Source organism: Levilinea saccharolytica, from assembly GCF_001306035.1.
Classification (GTDB): Bacteria; Chloroflexota; Anaerolineae; order Anaerolineales; family Anaerolineaceae; genus Levilinea; species Levilinea saccharolytica.
Map to the genome: position 1 here is coordinate 38225 of NZ_LGCM01000019.1, position 15821 is coordinate 54045.

Here is a 15821-nt window from a genome sequence, read left to right on the forward strand (position 1 = left end):
GTATATCACTCTCTTGGTGGGCCGTGAAAACGCCGTATGGGCTTGGGAGGGGCGGCGAAACCCTCCAGGTTAATTTCGCGGAACCCGTAGGCGTTGATCACGCGGGTGGGGCCGTGCCGGGTTTCCGACACCTCGTCTTGCCGGTACAGATGGATGTGGCCGTGAAAATGGAATTGGGGCTTAAACACCTCGATCAGCCAGCGAAAAGCGCGGATGCCCTGATGCGGGCGGTCTTCGCGGTCTTGGATCTTCCAGGGGGGCGCGTGGGTCACTAAAATATCCAGGTAGCGCCCGTAGCGCAGTTTGTTGTACAGCAGCCCCGGCACCATCCCCAGCGCCATGCTCCAGTAATCGGATTGGGAATACTGGTTGCGGCCGTAGTTGTACTGCAAACAGCCTTCGAAACCTGCGATCAATAACCCGGATTCCAGGCGGAGGATACGCTGGTGCAGATCCACCGCTCCCCAGGGGCTGAGCCGCTCCCCCTGGGCGGTCCATTCCACCTGCCCGGCGTGGTTGCCGCGCACGTACAGCAGGGGCACGTCCAACATGCTGAGGATGTATTCCAGATAGGAATAGGGCAGGTCGCCGCAGGAGATGACCAGGTCAACCTCGTGAAAGCGGCGGGTGATGTGGGGGCTGTAGAGGATGCCCATTTCCTCATCGCTGATCGCCAAAATTTTCACGGCCCGGCCTCGGTGTTTGCGGCGGGCATGCCCAGCGCCACTGCCAGGGCCACGGCGTGGGTCTGGCTGTGGCTGATGCTCAGCGACCAGGTGTCCAGCCCCAATTCGGCGGCGCGGCGTTGGGCCTCACCGTGCAGGCACAGTTCCGGCTGGCCTTGCGGCCCGCGCAGGATTTCGATCTCCTGCCAGCTCACCGCGCCGATGCCGCAGCCCAGGGCCTTGGCCACGGCCTCTTTGGCCGCGAAGCGTCCCGCCAGACTGGCGTTGGATTCGCCCATTTGATCCCGTTCCAAGGGGGTATAAACGCGCAGCAAAAAGCGGGCGCGGACAGCGGGCTTGAGATCGGCCAGCCGCTGAATTTCCACCAGATCCACACCCGAACGCAGGATCAGCATATCCCCTGGCTCCAATCGGCGGCGGGCTGCGGCCCGGCGGTGACGATGATCAGGCGCTGGGGGTCCAGATAGTGCTGGGCGGCGGCCAGGATCTGTTCGGGGGTCACGGCGCGCACCGCGTCGGGGAAGCGTTGGTAGTAATCCAGCCCCAACTGAAAACGTTCCAGGTTGAGTAAGGCGTTGGCCACCCCGCTGTTGGATTCCAGCGAGAGCGGCAGCCGCCCGATGAAATTGGCCTGGCTGTCGGCCAGCTCCTGCGGGCTGACCGGCTCGCGCACAAAGCGGCCCAGTTCCGCCAGGATGAGGTCCACCGCCTGACGCAGATGGGCTGGGTTGAGGCCCGCGGAAACCTCCCACGAGCCGCTTTCGATCCAGGCGTTCAGACTGGTGCTGGCGGCGTAGGCCAGTCCGGCCTGCTCACGCACCACCCCGCCGATGCGGCCCATCATGCCGAACTGCCCCAGGATATTGTTGCCCAGCGAGGCGGGCAGGTAATGGGGTGAGGCGCGCTGCGGCCCCAGACCGCCCATTACCAGATCGAGCTGGGTTTTGCCGGGGATGAAGATGTGGCGGCACTGCATCTGCTGGGGCGGCTGGATGGGTTGGGTGGGCGGCGGCGCGGGAATTTCCGCGGGCTGCCAATCGCCCAGGGCGGCCTGCACGCTTTCTACCGCCTGCTGGGGGGAGATGCCGCCCACCACCGCCACCACCATGCCGCGTGGCTGGTAATATTGGCGGTGAAAATGCGCCAGGTCGTCCCGCTGGATCTCCTGGATGGTTTCCAGATAACCGTCTTCGGGCCGCCCGTAGGGATGTCCTTCGAAAACCAGTTCATCGAAGGTCAGCGAGGCCATACTTGCGGTGTTTTCGGCGCGCAGCTTCAGCCCGGCGGTGAATTGGGCGCGCAACCGTTCCACCCATTCAGGAGGGAATTGGGGGGCGCGCAGACATTGGCTGAGCAGATCCAGCAGCATGGGCAAATCTTCGGCCAGCGCCCGCCCGCCAAAGGCGGTGGTGTGCACGCTGGCCCCAAACCCCAGGGCGGCCCCCGCCGACTCAAGCTGTTCAAAAATGTCATGAAAGCCAAACCGCTCGGTGCCGCGCATGAGGGCGCTGGCGGTGAAGTGCGCCAGTCCCAGGCGTTCCAGGGGGTCATTTTGGCTGCCGCATTGGATATACCCGCTGAGCACCACCGAAGGGCTGTGGGTTTGGGCGCGGGCCAAAACCGTGATGCCGTTATCCAGCGTCACCCGCGTGACGTTATCGGGGCCGGGCAGGGTGGAGGGGTTCATGCGCCCCCTCCGGTGCTTTCGGGGCGGTAAATGCCCACCACACGCCGCTGCGGGCTGAGCCAGGTTTGGGCAGCGCGCTGCACATCCGCGGGGGTGACGCTTTCCAGGGCGGGAAGGTAATTGACAAACCAGGCGTAGCGGTCAAACATCTCTGCGTAGCCCAGCCAGAAAGCCTGATTGGTGATGTTCTCGCTGCCGTAGGCAAACAGGGCGCGCGCTTGTTTAATCGCCCGCCGGATTTCGGTTTCGTCCACAAGCTGATCCTGCAGCCGGGCCACGGCCTCATCCACGCGCGCCAAAACCGCTTCTGGGCTGGATTCGGGGCGCACCAGGGCGGTGATGTGGTACAGGAAGGGGTCTGCCGTAGCTTGCAGGCTGCCCTGCAGGCTGACGGCCAGCTCCTGCTCCACCACGGTGCGGTACAGGCGGCTGGTCTTGTTGGAGACCCCGCCGCCCCCAAACATGTTCAGGCTAGAGGGGCCGCTGAGCAGGCTGTCCACCACGCTGAGGGTCAAAAAATCGGCCTGGCTGGCGGCGGGCGCGCGGTAGCTGATGCGCAGATAGGTGGTGCGTTCCGGCCCGCTGATTTCCACGCGCTGCTCGCCCTGCGGCTCTGGCTCTGGGCTCAGGCGCAGTTCCGGCACCTCGGCAGGCGGCAACCCGCCGTAGGCTTCGCCCAGACGCTGGATCATCTCGGCGCTGTCAAAATCACCCGCCAGGGTGACCAGGGCGTTGTTGGGGGCATAGTAACGGCGGTAATGGGCGTACAGGTCGCCGCGCTGGATGGCGCGCAGATCGTCCGGGGTGCCGATGACCTCGTTGCGGTAGGGGTGCTGGTGAAAGGCGGCCTCTTGAATGGCCACATCCAGGCGGAACATGGGTTCGTTCAGGCTGCCTTCCAGCTCCGAAAGGATCACCGTGCGCTCCGATTCCACCTCCTCGGGCGCAAACAGGCTGTTGACCATGCGGTCGGCCTCCAGGCGCAGGGCCAGGTCAATTTTGTCGGCGGGCAGGGTTTCGTAATAGGCGGTCCAATCCAAGTGGGTGAAGGCGTTCCAGGTGCCACCTTCTCGCGCCACCGCCTGATCCAGCACCCCGGCGGGGAACTGCGGCGTGCCTTTGAACTGCATGTGCTCGACCCAATGCGAAAGCCCGGTGCGGCCGGCCTGTTCCCAGCGCCCGCCCACCCGGTACCAGACCCAATGGCTGATCAGCGGCGCGCTGTGAATTTCTTTTAGAGCTGCCCGCAGACCGTTGGGAAACTGGATCACCTGGATTTCGTCAGGCATGCACTCCCACTTTCGTTAAGGGATCAAGCGGCGGCACAGGCTGCCGCTGCGCTTGCCGCAGATCAATTCGCCCCAGGAGTTGGGGGTTTCGTTGAGCATGTGGTAGTAGGGGCCGACCACCTCCTGCAGGCCCACGAAGGGTTCGTGCAGGTCGGTTTCTTTGAGGGGGATATCCACCTTCACGTCCATTTGCACCGGGATCATCTTATCCACCGGCACGGTGAGCTTGAGATGAATGGGCAGGTTGGTTCCCGCCGGCAGGATGATATCGGTGGGGGCGCTGTAAATGCTCATTCCGCCGGTGCTGAGCGAGACGCGCGCGCCTTGAATGGGGGTATCTTCGGTCAGCACCACGGTGGTGTCGGTGTTGAGCTTGAGGTTAAATTTGGCAGGGACTTCTTCGTCAATGGCGATGGTGGTCTGGATGCGGGCTTCGTCCATCAGCACGAAATTGTTGTACAGGCCGCCCAAGAGCTGCTCGGTGATGAGGCGTTTAAGGGTGAACACCTGCGAAGCCAGGGCGATCACCAGAATGATCAGCACCAAATTGACTACCAGCGACAGCACGCTGGCGACCGTCCAAAAGGCTGGCGCGACCTGCCGTTTGGCGCGCGGCGCCTGGGGGGGGTAGGGGGGGGGTTCGGCTGGAAATGCGTCCATAGGTCATCCTCCTCCAGCCCGGCCTCGCTAACGGTAAGAATTGGGCAGAGCTGGTCTGATTGAAATATAGCATAGACTGGTTGATTTGGAAAATGGATTGGCGTTATAATTGCTTAAGGTTCATGCGGCGGCGCGAGGCGCGCTGAAGTAATCAGTGTCATATTTTTTTATCCGTAAATTGGAGAACTTCTGGAAACTTGCTCTAAATTTACCCTTGGGAGGACGCCTTGACCAGCAACATCCAGCCAAAACATCTGGTAGCCGTCATTGGGGCCGGCCCGGCGGGGCTGTTTGCCGCCCGTGAACTGGCCAATCAGGGACACTATGTGGTCATTTTTAACCGCGACATCAAACCCGGGGGGCTGGCCGAGTACGGCATTTACCCAGATAAATACAAGATGAAAACCGGCCTGCGGGGACAGTTTCACCAGATCCTCTTTATGGAAAATATCGAATACTTTGGCAACGTGGCCGTCGGCGAAGATCAAGACCTGACCCTGGACGATTTGCGTCAATTGGGCTTTCAGGCCCTGCTGGTGACGGTGGGGGCGCAGGGCACCAAATGGCTGGGGATGCCGGGCGAGGACCTGCAGGGTGTGTACCATGCCAAAGACCTGGTTTACCACTACAACCATCTGCCGCCCTTCAGCGAAAAGCACTATGAAATTGGCCAGCGCGTGGCGGTGATTGGGGTGGGCAACGTGATGATGGATATCTCCCACTATTTGATGGAACGGCGGCGTGTGCAGGAGGTGTGGGCCATCGCCCGCCGCGGCCCCGGGGAGATCAAATTTGATAAGAATGAAGTCGAGGCGGTGGGGGCGCACATGGATATCCCCCAGATTGAAGGTGAAATTGACCATTGGTCTGAGCTGATGCGTTCGCTGGATGAAGACCCCGACAAGGTGAAGGAGCTGCTGCACAACGCGGTGGCGCGTTCGGTGCCCTTTGATTCACCTTCGCGCTTCCGGCTGCGCTTTTTGCTCTCGCCCCGCCGTATTTTGGGCGATTCTGCGGGCCGTGTGTGCGGGCTGGAGGTGGAACACAACACCCTCTTCCTTGAAAACGGGGATGTGCGTTCGCGCGGCCTGGGCACCACCGAGGTGCTGCCGGTGGACACGGTCATCTTTGCCATCGGCGATCGGGTGGACGACCACTTTGGCCTGCCGGTGGCCGCTAACGAATTTGTCAAAGCCCACCAGCCGCGCTATCCGGTGGAGGGTATCACCTATGAGGTGGAGGACCCCCAAACCCACCTGCCGATTCTGGATGTGTTTGTGGCCGGGTGGGCGCGCCGCGCCAGCACCGGCCTGGTGGGCATAGCCCGTAAGGACGGCACGCAGGGCGCCCAGGCGGTGAACCGTTATCTGGCTACCCAGCCGCTGATGGACGAGCTGCCGCTGGATAAGGTGCATGCCCGCGTGCGCGCTTTGGGGAAATTTATTGTGGATAAGCAGGCCGTGCTGCGCCTGCACAGCTTTGAGCAGGAACACGCCAAACGCCTGGGGGTGGAGGATTTTAAGTTTGACCGCGTGGAGGATATGATCACCGCCATTCAGATGGCGCACGAAAATATCTAAAGCTCCAGGGGCGGGGCGCTCATGGTGGCGGGGATGGGCAGGCCCAACAGGCGGCACAGGGTGGGGGCCACGCTGAGCTGTGAAAACTGCCCCGCCGCAGCCCCGCGGCCAGGACGGCCGGGGCGCAGGGCATAGAAGGCCAGGGCGCGCGATTCAGGGATGTCGGCCCCGTGGCTGCCGCCGTCGTCCATGCCGTGATCGGCGGTCAGGATGACGCTGTACCCCTGGGATAACCATTCCGGCAAGTAAGCGCGGATCCAGCCGTCCATGCGGGCGGCTTGCTGGTTATATTCCGGCGAGCGCCCGCCAAATTTATGCCCCAGATCGTCCACACCCATGGGGTGCAGCAGCAGCAGATCCGGCTGGTAGGCCCGCACCAGATAGGCGGCGGTGTCAATCAATTCCTCGTCGGGATATTCATCCAGCATATAAAAACGCCCGTGCTGAATGGCCAGTTTGGGGTCATTCACTTCGCGGTCCATCACCCGGTCAAACGGGCAGCGGTTGTACAGCTCGGAGACCCAAAAATAGGCGGCGGCCGCGGTCACTTTGCCGTGGGCGGCGGCCAACTGGAACACATTGGGGAAGGCCGAAGGCTGGGTCTGGGCATTGTGCAGCACCCCGTGGGTTTGGGGGGGCAGGCCGGTGTGCAGGGTTTCGTACATGGGGCGCGACAGCCCCGGCAGCTCTCCCCACAGATCCAAACGCGTGGCCTCGCCCGCTGCGGTGCGCCGTTCCCACTCGGCCAGCTGGGCATGGGCCGTGTCGCGCCGCAGACCGTCCACAACAATGAAGATGACTTTCTCAGCGGGTGCGCTCATGGCGGCTCCTGTGGGGGGTGCAGCATTCGCTGCGGGGGGTCAGTCCTGCTCGGCGGTTTCTTTCAGGAATTTTTCGCGGTTAGCCAGGCGGGCGTTCTTGCCGCTGCTGGTTTTCACCAGCCACTGCGGCCCCACCAGGTACACGCTGCGCAGGGCGACGGCTGAGCCGCGCGTCACCGCCTGACGAATGCCGTCGGCAATCTGCTCGCGCACCTGGGGATCTTCGCTGTCCACCTCGGCCACGATGACCACGTCTTCCGTACCGGCTTCGGGGTTGTCCACGCCAAAGGCAGAGACTCGCCCGGCATGCACGCCGGGGACGCTCATCGCCAGATTTTCCAGGTCCTGGGGGTAAATGTTTTTGCCGCCCACGATGATCAGGTCTTTCTTGCGCCCGCTGACGTACAATTCCCCATCCGCCAGATAGCCGTAGTCGCCGGTCAGATACCACTCGCCGCGGAAGGCCTTGGCGGTTTCATCCGGGCGGTTGTAGTAGCCGGTCAGCATGCAGTCGCTGTGCAGGGCCACCTCGCCCACGTGACGTTCGGGCAGTTCCTGGCCCTCGGCGGAGAGGATGCGCACCTGGGTGTTGCTCAGCGGCCGCCCGCAGGAGACCATTTTCAAGGCGCCCTCGCCGTCGGCGCAGGGGCGGGCCACCCGTTCCACCTGGAAGGCCTCGCGGTCAATGATGTCCACCGTCAGGGGGGCGTCAATGCCGCCCTGGGTGACGCCGAACACGTTTTCGGCCATGGCGTAGCTGGCGGCCAGGGCCTGAGGGCGGAAGCCGTGGGGGGCAAAGCGCTCCAAAAAGGCGCGGTGGCTTTCGTAGCGCACCGGTTCCGAGCAGTTGATCACCGCCCGCCAGCTGGAAAGGTCCACGCCTTCCAGGTGCCGGTCGCGAATTTTTTGGGCGCAGAAGTTATAGGCAAAGTTGGGCAGCCAGCTCAGCGTGCCGCGGTATTGGGATACGGCGGTCAGCAGGCGTTGGGGGGCGCGCACCCATTCAAAGGGCGACATCATCACCAGCAGGGTGCGCGTCAGCACCGGCTGCAAAAATCCGGCGATGAGGCCCATATCGTGATACAGCGGCAGCCAACTGACGATGACATCCTGCTCAGGGTCCAGGTGCAGGGCCTGCTGATAGGCGGCCAGTTGGTTAAAGACCGCCTGGTGCGAAAGGGCCACGCCCTTCTGCAGGCCGGTGGTTCCCGAAGAATGCTGGAGCAGGACGATATCCTGCGGGGTGCGCCGCAGCCCCTGGAGCTGGTCAAAATCGGGCGCAGAGGGGGGCTCCACCTGATCGGCAAGCAACACCGCCCGCACCGAATCGCCAGGGTGCAGCGCAGCGCGCACCTCGGCTTCAAATTCGGGGTAGGTGATGATGGCCGCCGGGCGGGTGATGGACACCAGCGAGGCCAGGTCGGCGCGGTAGCGTTCGGGCAGCAGCTTTTCGGTGAGGAAAGGCATGATGGAGGGGATGGCCCCGTGCAGCACCGCCCCAAAGAAGGAGAACACCAGATCGCTGCCGTGCTGGAGGATCAGGATGACCACTTCGCCCGGCTGGATGCCGGCGGCCTGCAGGCTGCGCGCGTGGGCGTTGGCCCCTTCCAGCAGTTCGCGGTAGGTGACCTTGCGGTCTTCCTGGCCGCTGTGCTGTAAAACCATACACACCCGCTCGGGAGTTTCCCGGTGGTATTGGCGCAAAACTTCTGCAAAGGTCGTCATGAGTCTATTGCCGCTCCTGGATCAGTTCGGCCAGCGCCGCCAGGGTGTCAAAACTGTCGGCGTTCAGCTCCGAATCATCGAGATGCACGTTGAAGGTGTCTTCCACAAACAAAGCCAGATCAACCAGGTGAAACGAGTCGATCAGACCGCTCTTTAACAGGGACTCGTCCGGGCGCAGACTGCGCTTGGGCTGCTTGAGGATATCTTTGGCGATGTAATCGGCCAGTTGCGAGATCATTTCGTCGCTCATGCTGACTCCTATCCGGGGTGGGATGGCTGCCGCGCCGGACGGGGGAAAACCGCGGCGTTCCGGTCTGGCGATGCCTTAGTTTATCATACTTGCCCCTGAGCGGGGCAGCCCCGCCCGCGCCCTGCCGCGGGTTGTGGTATAGTACAGTATCATCATTTTCTGAGTAGAGGCTGCATGTCCCCTCGTCCCGCCGCCCCCCTGACCCTGGAATTTATCCTGCTCGGCCTGTTGGACGCCCGCCCGGCCCACGGCTATGATCTGCATAAGCAGCTTTCCGGCGATTCCCCTCTGGCGATGCTGTGGCAGGTGAAGCAAAGCCAACTGTACGCCCTGCTGGATAAATTGGAGGCGCACGGGTTGGTGCGCTCGCAGCCCCTGCTGGAAGAATACACCCCGCCGCGCAAACAGTACGACCTGACCCCCCTGGGCCGCGAACGGCTGTACGCCTGGCGCTCGGCGCCGGTGGAGCATGTTCGCGATCTGCGCCAGGAATTTCTGGCGCGCCTGTATTTTGCCCGCTGCGCCGGAGATGAAATTGCCCGCGGGCTGATCGCCGCTCAAACACAGCGCTGCCAGGTGTGGGCCGGGCGGTTGGAGGCTCGCCTGAACGCTGAAGCGCCCGAGGCGCATTTTCCCCGCAGCGTCCACGCCTTCCGCGTTCATCAGGTGCGGGCGGCTTTGGCCTGGCTGACTGAGCTGGAAGGGGAACTGTCCTGATGGAGGCTGTTTCTAAAACCGGCCTCCTGCGCCGGCTGCGTAAAAGCGGCTGGCAGCTGTTGGCCGCGCCGTTTCTGCTGTTTGTCATCTTGCCCTTGGCGGCTCTGTTCCTGCGCCTGACCCCCGCGGACATCGGCGAGAGTCTGCGGGAAGCCCAGGTGGTGAAGGCCATCACCCTCAGCCTGCAAACCTCACTGGTAACCGTGCTGGTGACCCTGCTGGCGGGCACGCCGGTGGCCTATCTGATTTACCGCCGACGAACGCCGCTCTACCGCTTTTTGGACATTTTGATTGACCTGCCCACGGTGCTGCCCCCGGCGGTGGCGGGCGTGGCTTTGCTGATGGCCTTTGGGCGGCAGGGGCTGGTGGGCAGTTGGCTGGCGCAGTTGGGCCTCAGCCTGCCGTTCACCCCCGCGGCGGTGGTTTTGGCTCAGACCTTCGTGGCCGCGCCCCTCTACATCCGCTCGGCGGCCCTGGGCTTTTCGGGGGTGGACTGCGAACTGAAGAAAGCCGCGGCCCTGGATGGGGCCAGCCGCGTGCAAACCTTTCGCTTCATCATGCTGCCCATCGCCTGGCATGCCTTGCTTTCGGGGATTGTGATGACCTGGGCGCGCGCCCTGGGGGAATTTGGCGCGACCATCATCTTCGCCGGTAATTTCCCGGGGCGCACTCAAACCATGCCGTTGGCCATCTACCTTGGATTTGAGCTGGACCTGAAAGTGGCCCTGACTCTTTCTGCCCTGCTGATCGGCACCTCCTTCCTGATCCTGGCTGTCGTCAAAAATTACCTCAATAATCATCTCGAATCCCAAAATCCGGTGGATTAGCCGCCCTGCCTGGCTGGCCAGGTGATCGGTGCGGTTCCCCCTGCCTGCTGCACGCCCCCCATTCAGGGGGGTGTTTTTATCACTCGATCGGGCGTGCGTTGGGCCATCGATCGGGCTTGCTACCCCCCAGATGGCCTGGCGAATCCCTCGCCCCTCAAACCCGCCGGAGGGCGGGCGACTTTTTATTGGCCTGGATGTATAAAGAAGGCCGGTTGAATGAGTGACGAAGGAGTGCAGCGATGACTTACGGAAATGTGCAGCTCAAAAATTTAGATGAAACGGCCAACAGCCTGTTTGAGCGCGAAGCCGCCAGGGCCACCTGGAACCAGATCCTGGCGCGCATCACCCGCCACTGCACCTGCCTGGCGCAGCTGAATGATGAAGTCTGCGGCAGCGGACTGCACGGCGAACATTACGGCGGCCTCACTGAAGTGCCGGTGGAACTGGTGTGCGGCACCGAGAGCCGCGGGCAGGATTTCGACTCCGAATTTCGTCCCACCCGTTCGCATAATCGGGAACGCTGGCTGTCGGTGGCCTTGGCGCGCCTGCAGGGGCGCGGGCTGCCCCCCGTTACCCTGATCCTGAAAGACGGCCTGTATTACGTTCGCGACGGTCATCACCGCGTTTCGGTGGCGCGCGCCCTGGGTGAGGCCTTCATCGAAGCGGAGGTGATCGTGTGGGAAAACGCCTGACCCCCTCCAACACCTGAGAGCGCCCTGGGAACCCCGGGGCGCTTTGATATTAAGAACGAAGCGGCGCGGATTTTGCCCCCCGTGCCCGCGGCTTATGGCATAATCAGGGCATGTCTGCGCAGGCTCCTGTTTACGTTCCGGTGGGTGATTCAGCCCTGTTGGTGCGCTTTGGCGAGCAGATGGACGCGGCTGCCAACCGCCGCGTGCACGCCCTGGCCCAGCGCCTGCGCCAGCAGCCGTTGGCGGGTGTGGGCGAGGCTGTTCCGGGTTACATCACCCTGTTGATTCACTACGACCCCCTGCTCTTGACCTATGACCAGATCTTGGCCTGGGTGCGCAAACAGGCTGCCCAGACGCAGGACGAAGCCAGCGCCGCGCCGCGCTGTGTGGAGATCCCGGTAATATACGGCGGCGAATTCGGGCCGGACTTGGTCTTTGTGGCCGCGCATACCGGCCTGAGCGCGGATGAGGTCATCCGGCGGCACACCGCCCCCACCTACACGGTGTATTTCATCGGCTTTACCCCTGGCTTTCCCTACCTGGGCGGCATGGACGTCCGCCTGACCGCGCCGCGCCTGGAAACCCCGCGCGCGCGGGTTCCGGCCGGGTCGGTGGGCATCGCCGGGCCGCAGACGGGCGTGTACCCGCTGGAATCGCCGGGCGGCTGGCGCATCATCGGCCGCACGCAGCTGCCCCTGTTTGATCTGTCCGCCCAGCCCCCTTCGCTGCTCAGCCCAGGGGATGAAGTGCGCTTTGTGCGCGCCTGACCCCAGCCTCTGACCCTCTTTCTGCTGAGACCGCCGTTCCCCGCACAGATATTTCCCTGGCGGGGTACTTTGTGGTAAGATATACACTAAGTATGCAGAACAGCTATGCTCTCTTTCTGGGTGTGGGCGCGGCTCTGGGGCTGTGGCGGGTGGCTCAGGCCGCCGCCCCGGATGAGGCCCTGCGGCGCGTGGACGGGGCCCTGTGGGTGCTTGTTGGTGCGTTGGCGGGGGCGCGGCTGGGGTTTGTGTTCAGCCACAGCGCCTATTTTCAGGCCCATCCCGTAGAAATAATCATGCTGCCCGCGGGCGGTCTGAGCGCGCCGGGGGCGCTGCTGGTCGGGCTGGGGGCGGGCCTGTGGACGGCGCAGCGCGGCCGTTGGGCGCTGCGGCCCTGGCTGGATGATCTGGCGCGCCTGGCTTTCCCCCTGGCGGCGGCAGCCCTCTTGGGGGCCTGGCTGCACGGGGCTGGGGCGGGGGCTGCGGCAGGGTGGGGGCTGCCCGCACCGGATGAGCTGGGGGTGACGGCCCGCCGCGTGCCTGCGCAGCTGCTGGCGGCCCTGCTTTTGGGGCTGCTCACGGCGGCGGGTGAGCGCTGGGTACGCCCGGGGGCGCGGGCGGCCTGGACGGCGCTGGCCCTGGGGCTCAGCCTGCTGCTGGCTGAAGGTCTGCGTGCGCAGCCGGATTGGAGCTGGCTGGGTTTGACTTTGGACACTTGGACGGCAGTGATCTTGATCCTTACCGGTGGGCTGGGCACGCTGGTGCTGGCCCGCCGCAAATGGAATCCCTCTGAATGGGAAGGTGGCCCGCAAACATGAAAATGACTCTGGCATTGGCACAAATCAACACCCGGCTTGGCGACGTGAACGCCAACCTGGAGAAGCATCTGGCCTGGATTCAGGAAGCCCACGCCAAAGGCGCGGATTTGCTGGTGTTTCCAGAACTGTCGCTGACTGGCTATGTCTTACAGGATCTGGTGCCGACCGTGTCGCACCGCCCCAACAGCGACGACCCCGTGTTCCGCCCCCTGTTGGAGGCCAGCCAAAAGCTGGATCTGGTGGTGGGCTTTGTGGAAGAAGACCGCCGCAACCGCTTTTACATCGCCGCGGCCTACCTTTCGCGCGGGCAGGTGGTGCATGTGCACCGTAAGGTGTACCTGCCCACTTACGGCCTGTTTGATGAAGGCCGCTTCTTCGCCTGGGGCGATGCCGTGCAGGCCTTCGACACCCGTTTTGGCCGCGTGGGTATGCTGATCTGCGAGGATTTCTGGCACGCCTCGCCGCCCTATTTGCTGTGGCTGGACGGCGCGGATTTGTTCCTGTTCCTGTCGGCCTCCCCCAGCCGCGGCCTGGATTCGACCCCCCAACTGCAAACCTCCCGCTGGGTGGAACACATCAACCAGGCTTATGCCAGCCTGTTCACCTCCTTCGTGGCCCACACCAACCGCGTGGGCTATGAGGACGGCCTGAACTTTTGGGGCGGGGCGGCGGTGTATGACCCCAACGGTGAGACCCTGGCCCGCGGGCCGTATTTTGACGAGGCGCTGACCCTGTGCGAGGTGGATTTGAACCAGCTCCACCGCACACGTGCGCGCCTGCCGCTGCTGCGCGACGAACGCACCTCTCTGGTGCAGCGTGAAATGAACCGCATACTCAACGACCGGGCGAACGCCTCAGGCCGCTAAATGGACGCGAGGGACGCATGAACGAACTGGACATTAACTCCGCGGTGGCCCGCCAGGTGCTGACCGGTTTCATCCGCAGTGAAATCACCCGCATGGGCTTTGAACGGGCCGTGATCGGCCTGTCGGGCGGTATCGATTCGGCCCTATCCTGCTATCTGGCGGCGGAGGCCCTCGGCCCGCAGAACGTGCTGGCGGTGCGCATGCCGTACCGCAGCTCTTCGGCCGATTCGCTGGAGCACGCCCAATGGGTGATTGACGCGCTGGGGGTGCAGTCGCTGACGGTGGAGATTACCGACATGGTGGAGCCGCTTTTTGAGCGCTTCGCGGATATGAACGCCATGCGCAAGGGCAACATCATGGCCCGCCAGCGCATGATCGTGCTTTACGATCAGTCGGCGGCCTTTAACGGCCTGGTGGTGGGCACTGGCAACAAGACCGAAATTCTCCTGGGCTATTCCACCCTGTACGGCGATTCGGCCTGCGCCCTCAACCCCCTGGGGGATCTATATAAGACCCAGGTGCGCCAGCTTTCGCGCGATATGGGCATCGCCGAGGGCATTGTGGCCAAGCCGCCCTCGGCTGATCTGTGGGCGGGGCAGACGGATGAGAACGAGCTGGGCTTCACCTATGCCGAGGTGGACCGCCTGCTGCTGCGGCTGGTGGATCAGCGCTTTACGCCTGAGGAGTGCATTGAGGCCGGTTTTGCGGCGGATTTTGTGCGCGCGGTGGTGCGCCGCATTCAGCGCAACCAGTTCAAGCGCGTGCTGCCGCCCATCGCCAAGCTCTCCCAGCGCACCATCGGGTATGATTTTCTGTACCTGCGCGATTGGGGCACCTGAGCCGCCGGTCAGTTTTCAAATCTGTAACTTGCTCACCCTGCCCTGGATTGTTCCCAATCCAGGGTATAATTTTGCGGTTCCAGGCTTTGCCCCCATTTTGACACATCCTAAAAAGAGGTTCTTTTGCTGCGTCTCCCGCCTGCCTTACGTTACCGCCCCTTCACCCTGCTTTGGCTGGGCCTTTTGGTGTCTGTGGCCGGGTCTCAAATGCAGACCGCCGCGCTCTTGTGGCATTTGCGCGAACTGAGCGATCAGCCCATCGTGGTCAGCGGCATCGGCCTGGCGCGCTTTTTGCCCATTTTGCTGCTGGCCCCCTTTGGCGGGGTGCTGGCCGACACGCGCAACCGCCGCCAGATCCTCTTTATCACCCAGACGACCATGATGGCCACGGCCGCGGCTCTGGGCCTGCTGACCGTTACCGGGCAGATTCAAATCTGGCATATTTACCTGCTGACTGGCCTGCAGGCCACCGCCCTGGCGTTTGACCTGCCTGCGCGCCAATCGCTGGTTCCCAATCTGGTGCCGCGCGAGGTGCTGCCCAGCGCCTATGGGATGCAGTCCATCGCCTCGAACACGGGGGCCATCGCCGGGCCGGCCTTGAGCGGTCTGGTGATCGGCTATCTGGGGCAGGAATACGCTTATTGGATCAATGCGGTGTCGTTTTTGGCGGTGCTGATCGCGCTGGTACTGATGGGAAACATCCCCCAGCAAAAGAGCGTGGTGGTGGAAGGGCTGCGCGGCAGCCTGAGCTCCATCCGCGAGGGGGCGCAGTTCATCCTTGGCCACCCCATCATCCTGTCCAGCATGATCCTGGATTTCATCGCCACCTTTTTCTCCTCCGCCAACACGCTGCTGCCCTTTGTGGCACGCGACGTGCTGGGTGTGAACGAGGTGGCCTACGGCTGGCTGGTGGCGGCCCAATCCATCGGCGCGGTCATGGTGGGGCTGGTCTTCTCGCAGCGTTCGCGGGTGCAGCGGCAGGGGCAGCTTTTGCTGGTGGCGGTGGCGGCCTTTGGCCTGGCCACGGTCACCTTTGGCCTGGCGCGCACCTATTGGGGGGCTTTGCTGGCGTTGGTGCTGGTGGGGGCGGGCGATTCCATTTCCACCATCCTGCGCAACACCATCCGCCAACTGCAAACCCCCGATTATATTCGCGGGCGCATGGTGGGCATCAATCAGGTCTTCTTCCAGGGCGGCCCGCAGCTGGGCGAAATTGAGGCCGGGTTGGTGGCGCAGGCCTTCGGCACGCCCTTTGCGATTGTCAGCGGTGGGCTGGCCTGCATGGTTGGGGTGGGTCTGGTGGCGCTGCGCTGGCCGCAGCTGCCGCGCTATAACGGGGAAGAGGCCCAGCCCGCCCACGCGGACTGAGCGGTTAATAAGTGAAGGCTTACCCCCTGCGCTGTGCTGGCGCAGGGGGATTTTCTTTTGGGATGAAGTATGCCGCCGGGGGGTTCGGCTGCATTGAAGATTGTGATAAAAATCGCGCGAGAAAAGTGCTACAGTGAAATCAGCAATAAGCATTCCATTCTCCCCTGGCGTTACCATTCCGGCAAATTTTCAGAGGTGTGTTTTTCGGCCAATGGGCCAAGAAAGGTTATCC

General features: G+C 63.2%; 17 protein-coding genes. 9 read left to right on the plus strand and 8 right to left on the minus strand.

The window, feature by feature from the left end; translation table 11 throughout:
- Positions 1 to 5: 5 nt before the first annotated feature.
- Genes ADN01_RS04440 through ADN01_RS04460 form a run of 5 tightly spaced genes read right to left on the minus strand, consistent with a single transcriptional unit; the run spans position 6 to position 4322 of the window.
- Entirely contained in the window at positions 6 to 686 is a 681-nt protein-coding gene (locus ADN01_RS04440; protein WP_062420014.1) for a metallophosphoesterase family protein, read from the minus strand.
- Positions 683 to 1081 (minus strand): holo-ACP synthase, encoded by a 399-nt coding sequence (gene acpS / locus ADN01_RS04445; protein ID WP_075070958.1) that lies wholly within the window; start codon positions 1079 to 1081, stop codon positions 683 to 685. Before acpS ends, ADN01_RS04440 begins: the two co-directional genes overlap by 4 nt.
- The gene (locus ADN01_RS04450) at positions 1075 to 2373 is read right to left on the minus strand and encodes a M16 family metallopeptidase (protein WP_062420013.1); all 1299 of its coding nucleotides are present in this window, start codon (positions 2371 to 2373) and stop codon (positions 1075 to 1077) included. The genes acpS and ADN01_RS04450 overlap by 7 nt, the downstream gene beginning before the upstream one ends.
- Complete coding sequence (locus ADN01_RS04455; protein ID WP_062420012.1) at positions 2370 to 3662, minus strand: M16 family metallopeptidase; 1293 nt, start codon at positions 3660 to 3662, stop codon at positions 2370 to 2372. Before ADN01_RS04455 ends, ADN01_RS04450 begins: the two co-directional genes overlap by 4 nt.
- A 15-nt stretch (positions 3663 to 3677) precedes the next feature.
- Positions 3678 to 4322 (minus strand): hypothetical protein, encoded by a 645-nt coding sequence (locus ADN01_RS04460; RefSeq protein WP_062420011.1) that lies wholly within the window; start codon positions 4320 to 4322, stop codon positions 3678 to 3680.
- 227 nt (positions 4323 to 4549) lie between these two features.
- Here ADN01_RS04460 and ADN01_RS04465 point away from each other — a divergent pair, with 227 nt between their 5' ends.
- Positions 4550 to 5902, plus strand: a complete 1353-nt coding sequence (locus tag ADN01_RS04465; RefSeq protein ID WP_062420010.1) for an FAD-dependent oxidoreductase — start codon at positions 4550 to 4552, stop codon at positions 5900 to 5902.
- Here the strand turns inward: ADN01_RS04465 and ADN01_RS04470 are convergent.
- The 3 genes from ADN01_RS04470 to ADN01_RS04480 are packed head-to-tail and all read right to left on the minus strand — an operon-like array spanning position 5899 to position 8698.
- Positions 5899 to 6723, minus strand: a complete 825-nt coding sequence (locus ADN01_RS04470; RefSeq protein ID WP_062420009.1) for an alkaline phosphatase family protein — start codon at positions 6721 to 6723, stop codon at positions 5899 to 5901. The two genes, ADN01_RS04465 and ADN01_RS04470, sit on opposite strands and share 4 nt — an antisense overlap.
- Before the next feature lie 39 nt (positions 6724 to 6762).
- Complete coding sequence (locus ADN01_RS04475; protein ID WP_062420008.1) at positions 6763 to 8448, minus strand: fatty acyl-AMP ligase; 1686 nt, start codon at positions 8446 to 8448, stop codon at positions 6763 to 6765.
- A gap of 4 nt (positions 8449 to 8452) precedes the next feature.
- The gene (locus tag ADN01_RS04480; RefSeq protein ID WP_062420007.1) at positions 8453 to 8698 is read right to left on the minus strand and encodes an acyl carrier protein; all 246 of its coding nucleotides are present in this window, start codon (positions 8696 to 8698) and stop codon (positions 8453 to 8455) included.
- 174 nt (positions 8699 to 8872) lie between these two features.
- Between ADN01_RS04480 and ADN01_RS04485 the strand changes: the two genes are divergently transcribed.
- The 8 genes from ADN01_RS04485 (at position 8873) to ADN01_RS04520 (ending at position 15589) form a co-directional block, all read left to right on the plus strand.
- Positions 8873 to 9415: a PadR family transcriptional regulator gene (locus ADN01_RS04485; RefSeq protein ID WP_062420006.1), complete on the plus strand. Its 543-nt coding sequence runs from the start codon at positions 8873 to 8875 to the stop codon at positions 9413 to 9415.
- Complete coding sequence (locus ADN01_RS04490) at positions 9415 to 10242, plus strand: ABC transporter permease (protein WP_062420005.1); 828 nt, start codon at positions 9415 to 9417, stop codon at positions 10240 to 10242. The genes ADN01_RS04485 and ADN01_RS04490 overlap by 1 nt, the downstream gene beginning before the upstream one ends.
- 239 nt (positions 10243 to 10481) lie before the next feature.
- The gene (locus ADN01_RS04495) at positions 10482 to 10934 is read left to right on the plus strand and encodes a hypothetical protein (protein WP_062420004.1); all 453 of its coding nucleotides are present in this window, start codon (positions 10482 to 10484) and stop codon (positions 10932 to 10934) included.
- Between the two features lie 110 nt (positions 10935 to 11044).
- A complete protein-coding gene (gene pxpB, locus ADN01_RS04500; protein WP_062420003.1) occupies positions 11045 to 11701 on the plus strand; it encodes a 5-oxoprolinase subunit PxpB in 657 nt (218 codons plus the stop codon).
- A gap of 92 nt (positions 11702 to 11793) precedes the next feature.
- Positions 11794 to 12516: a prolipoprotein diacylglyceryl transferase family protein gene (locus ADN01_RS04505; RefSeq protein WP_075070959.1), complete on the plus strand. Its 723-nt coding sequence runs from the start codon at positions 11794 to 11796 to the stop codon at positions 12514 to 12516.
- Positions 12513 to 13382, plus strand: a complete 870-nt coding sequence (locus tag ADN01_RS04510) for a nitrilase-related carbon-nitrogen hydrolase (RefSeq protein ID WP_062420001.1) — start codon at positions 12513 to 12515, stop codon at positions 13380 to 13382. The genes ADN01_RS04505 and ADN01_RS04510 overlap by 4 nt, the downstream gene beginning before the upstream one ends.
- A gap of 17 nt (positions 13383 to 13399) precedes the next feature.
- On the plus strand, positions 13400 to 14221 hold the full coding sequence (locus ADN01_RS04515; protein WP_062420000.1) for an NAD+ synthase: 822 nt from the start codon (positions 13400 to 13402) through the stop codon (positions 14219 to 14221).
- A gap of 123 nt (positions 14222 to 14344) precedes the next feature.
- Positions 14345 to 15589 (plus strand): MFS transporter, encoded by a 1245-nt coding sequence (locus ADN01_RS04520; RefSeq protein ID WP_062419999.1) that lies wholly within the window; start codon positions 14345 to 14347, stop codon positions 15587 to 15589.
- Positions 15590 to 15821: the final 232 nt, after the last annotated feature.

Coding starts and splice junctions, on each gene's coding strand:
- acpS (WP_075070958.1), bottom strand. CDS start 1,081: ATGCTGATCCTGCGTTCGGGTGTGGATCTGGTGGAAATTCAGCGGCTG.
- ADN01_RS04450 (WP_062420013.1), bottom strand. CDS start 2,373: ATGAACCCCTCCACCCTGCCCGGCCCCGATAACGTCACGCGGGTGACG.
- ADN01_RS04455 (WP_062420012.1), bottom strand. CDS start 3,662: ATGCCTGACGAAATCCAGGTGATCCAGTTTCCCAACGGTCTGCGGGCA.
- ADN01_RS04460 (WP_062420011.1), bottom strand. CDS start 4,322: ATGGACGCATTTCCAGCCGAACCCCCCCCCTACCCCCCCCAGGCGCCG.
- ADN01_RS04470 (WP_062420009.1), bottom strand. CDS start 6,723: ATGAGCGCACCCGCTGAGAAAGTCATCTTCATTGTTGTGGACGGTCTG.
- ADN01_RS04475 (WP_062420008.1), bottom strand. CDS start 8,448: ATGACGACCTTTGCAGAAGTTTTGCGCCAATACCACCGGGAAACTCCC.
- ADN01_RS04480 (WP_062420007.1), bottom strand. CDS start 8,698: ATGAGCGACGAAATGATCTCGCAACTGGCCGATTACATCGCCAAAGAT.
- ADN01_RS04485 (WP_062420006.1), top strand. CDS start 8,873: ATGTCCCCTCGTCCCGCCGCCCCCCTGACCCTGGAATTTATCCTGCTC.
- ADN01_RS04490 (WP_062420005.1), top strand. CDS start 9,415: ATGGAGGCTGTTTCTAAAACCGGCCTCCTGCGCCGGCTGCGTAAAAGC.
- ADN01_RS04495 (WP_062420004.1), top strand. CDS start 10,482: ATGACTTACGGAAATGTGCAGCTCAAAAATTTAGATGAAACGGCCAAC.
- pxpB (WP_062420003.1), top strand. CDS start 11,045: ATGTCTGCGCAGGCTCCTGTTTACGTTCCGGTGGGTGATTCAGCCCTG.
- ADN01_RS04505 (WP_075070959.1), top strand. CDS start 11,794: ATGCAGAACAGCTATGCTCTCTTTCTGGGTGTGGGCGCGGCTCTGGGG.
- ADN01_RS04510 (WP_062420001.1), top strand. CDS start 12,513: ATGAAAATGACTCTGGCATTGGCACAAATCAACACCCGGCTTGGCGAC.
- ADN01_RS04515 (WP_062420000.1), top strand. CDS start 13,400: ATGAACGAACTGGACATTAACTCCGCGGTGGCCCGCCAGGTGCTGACC.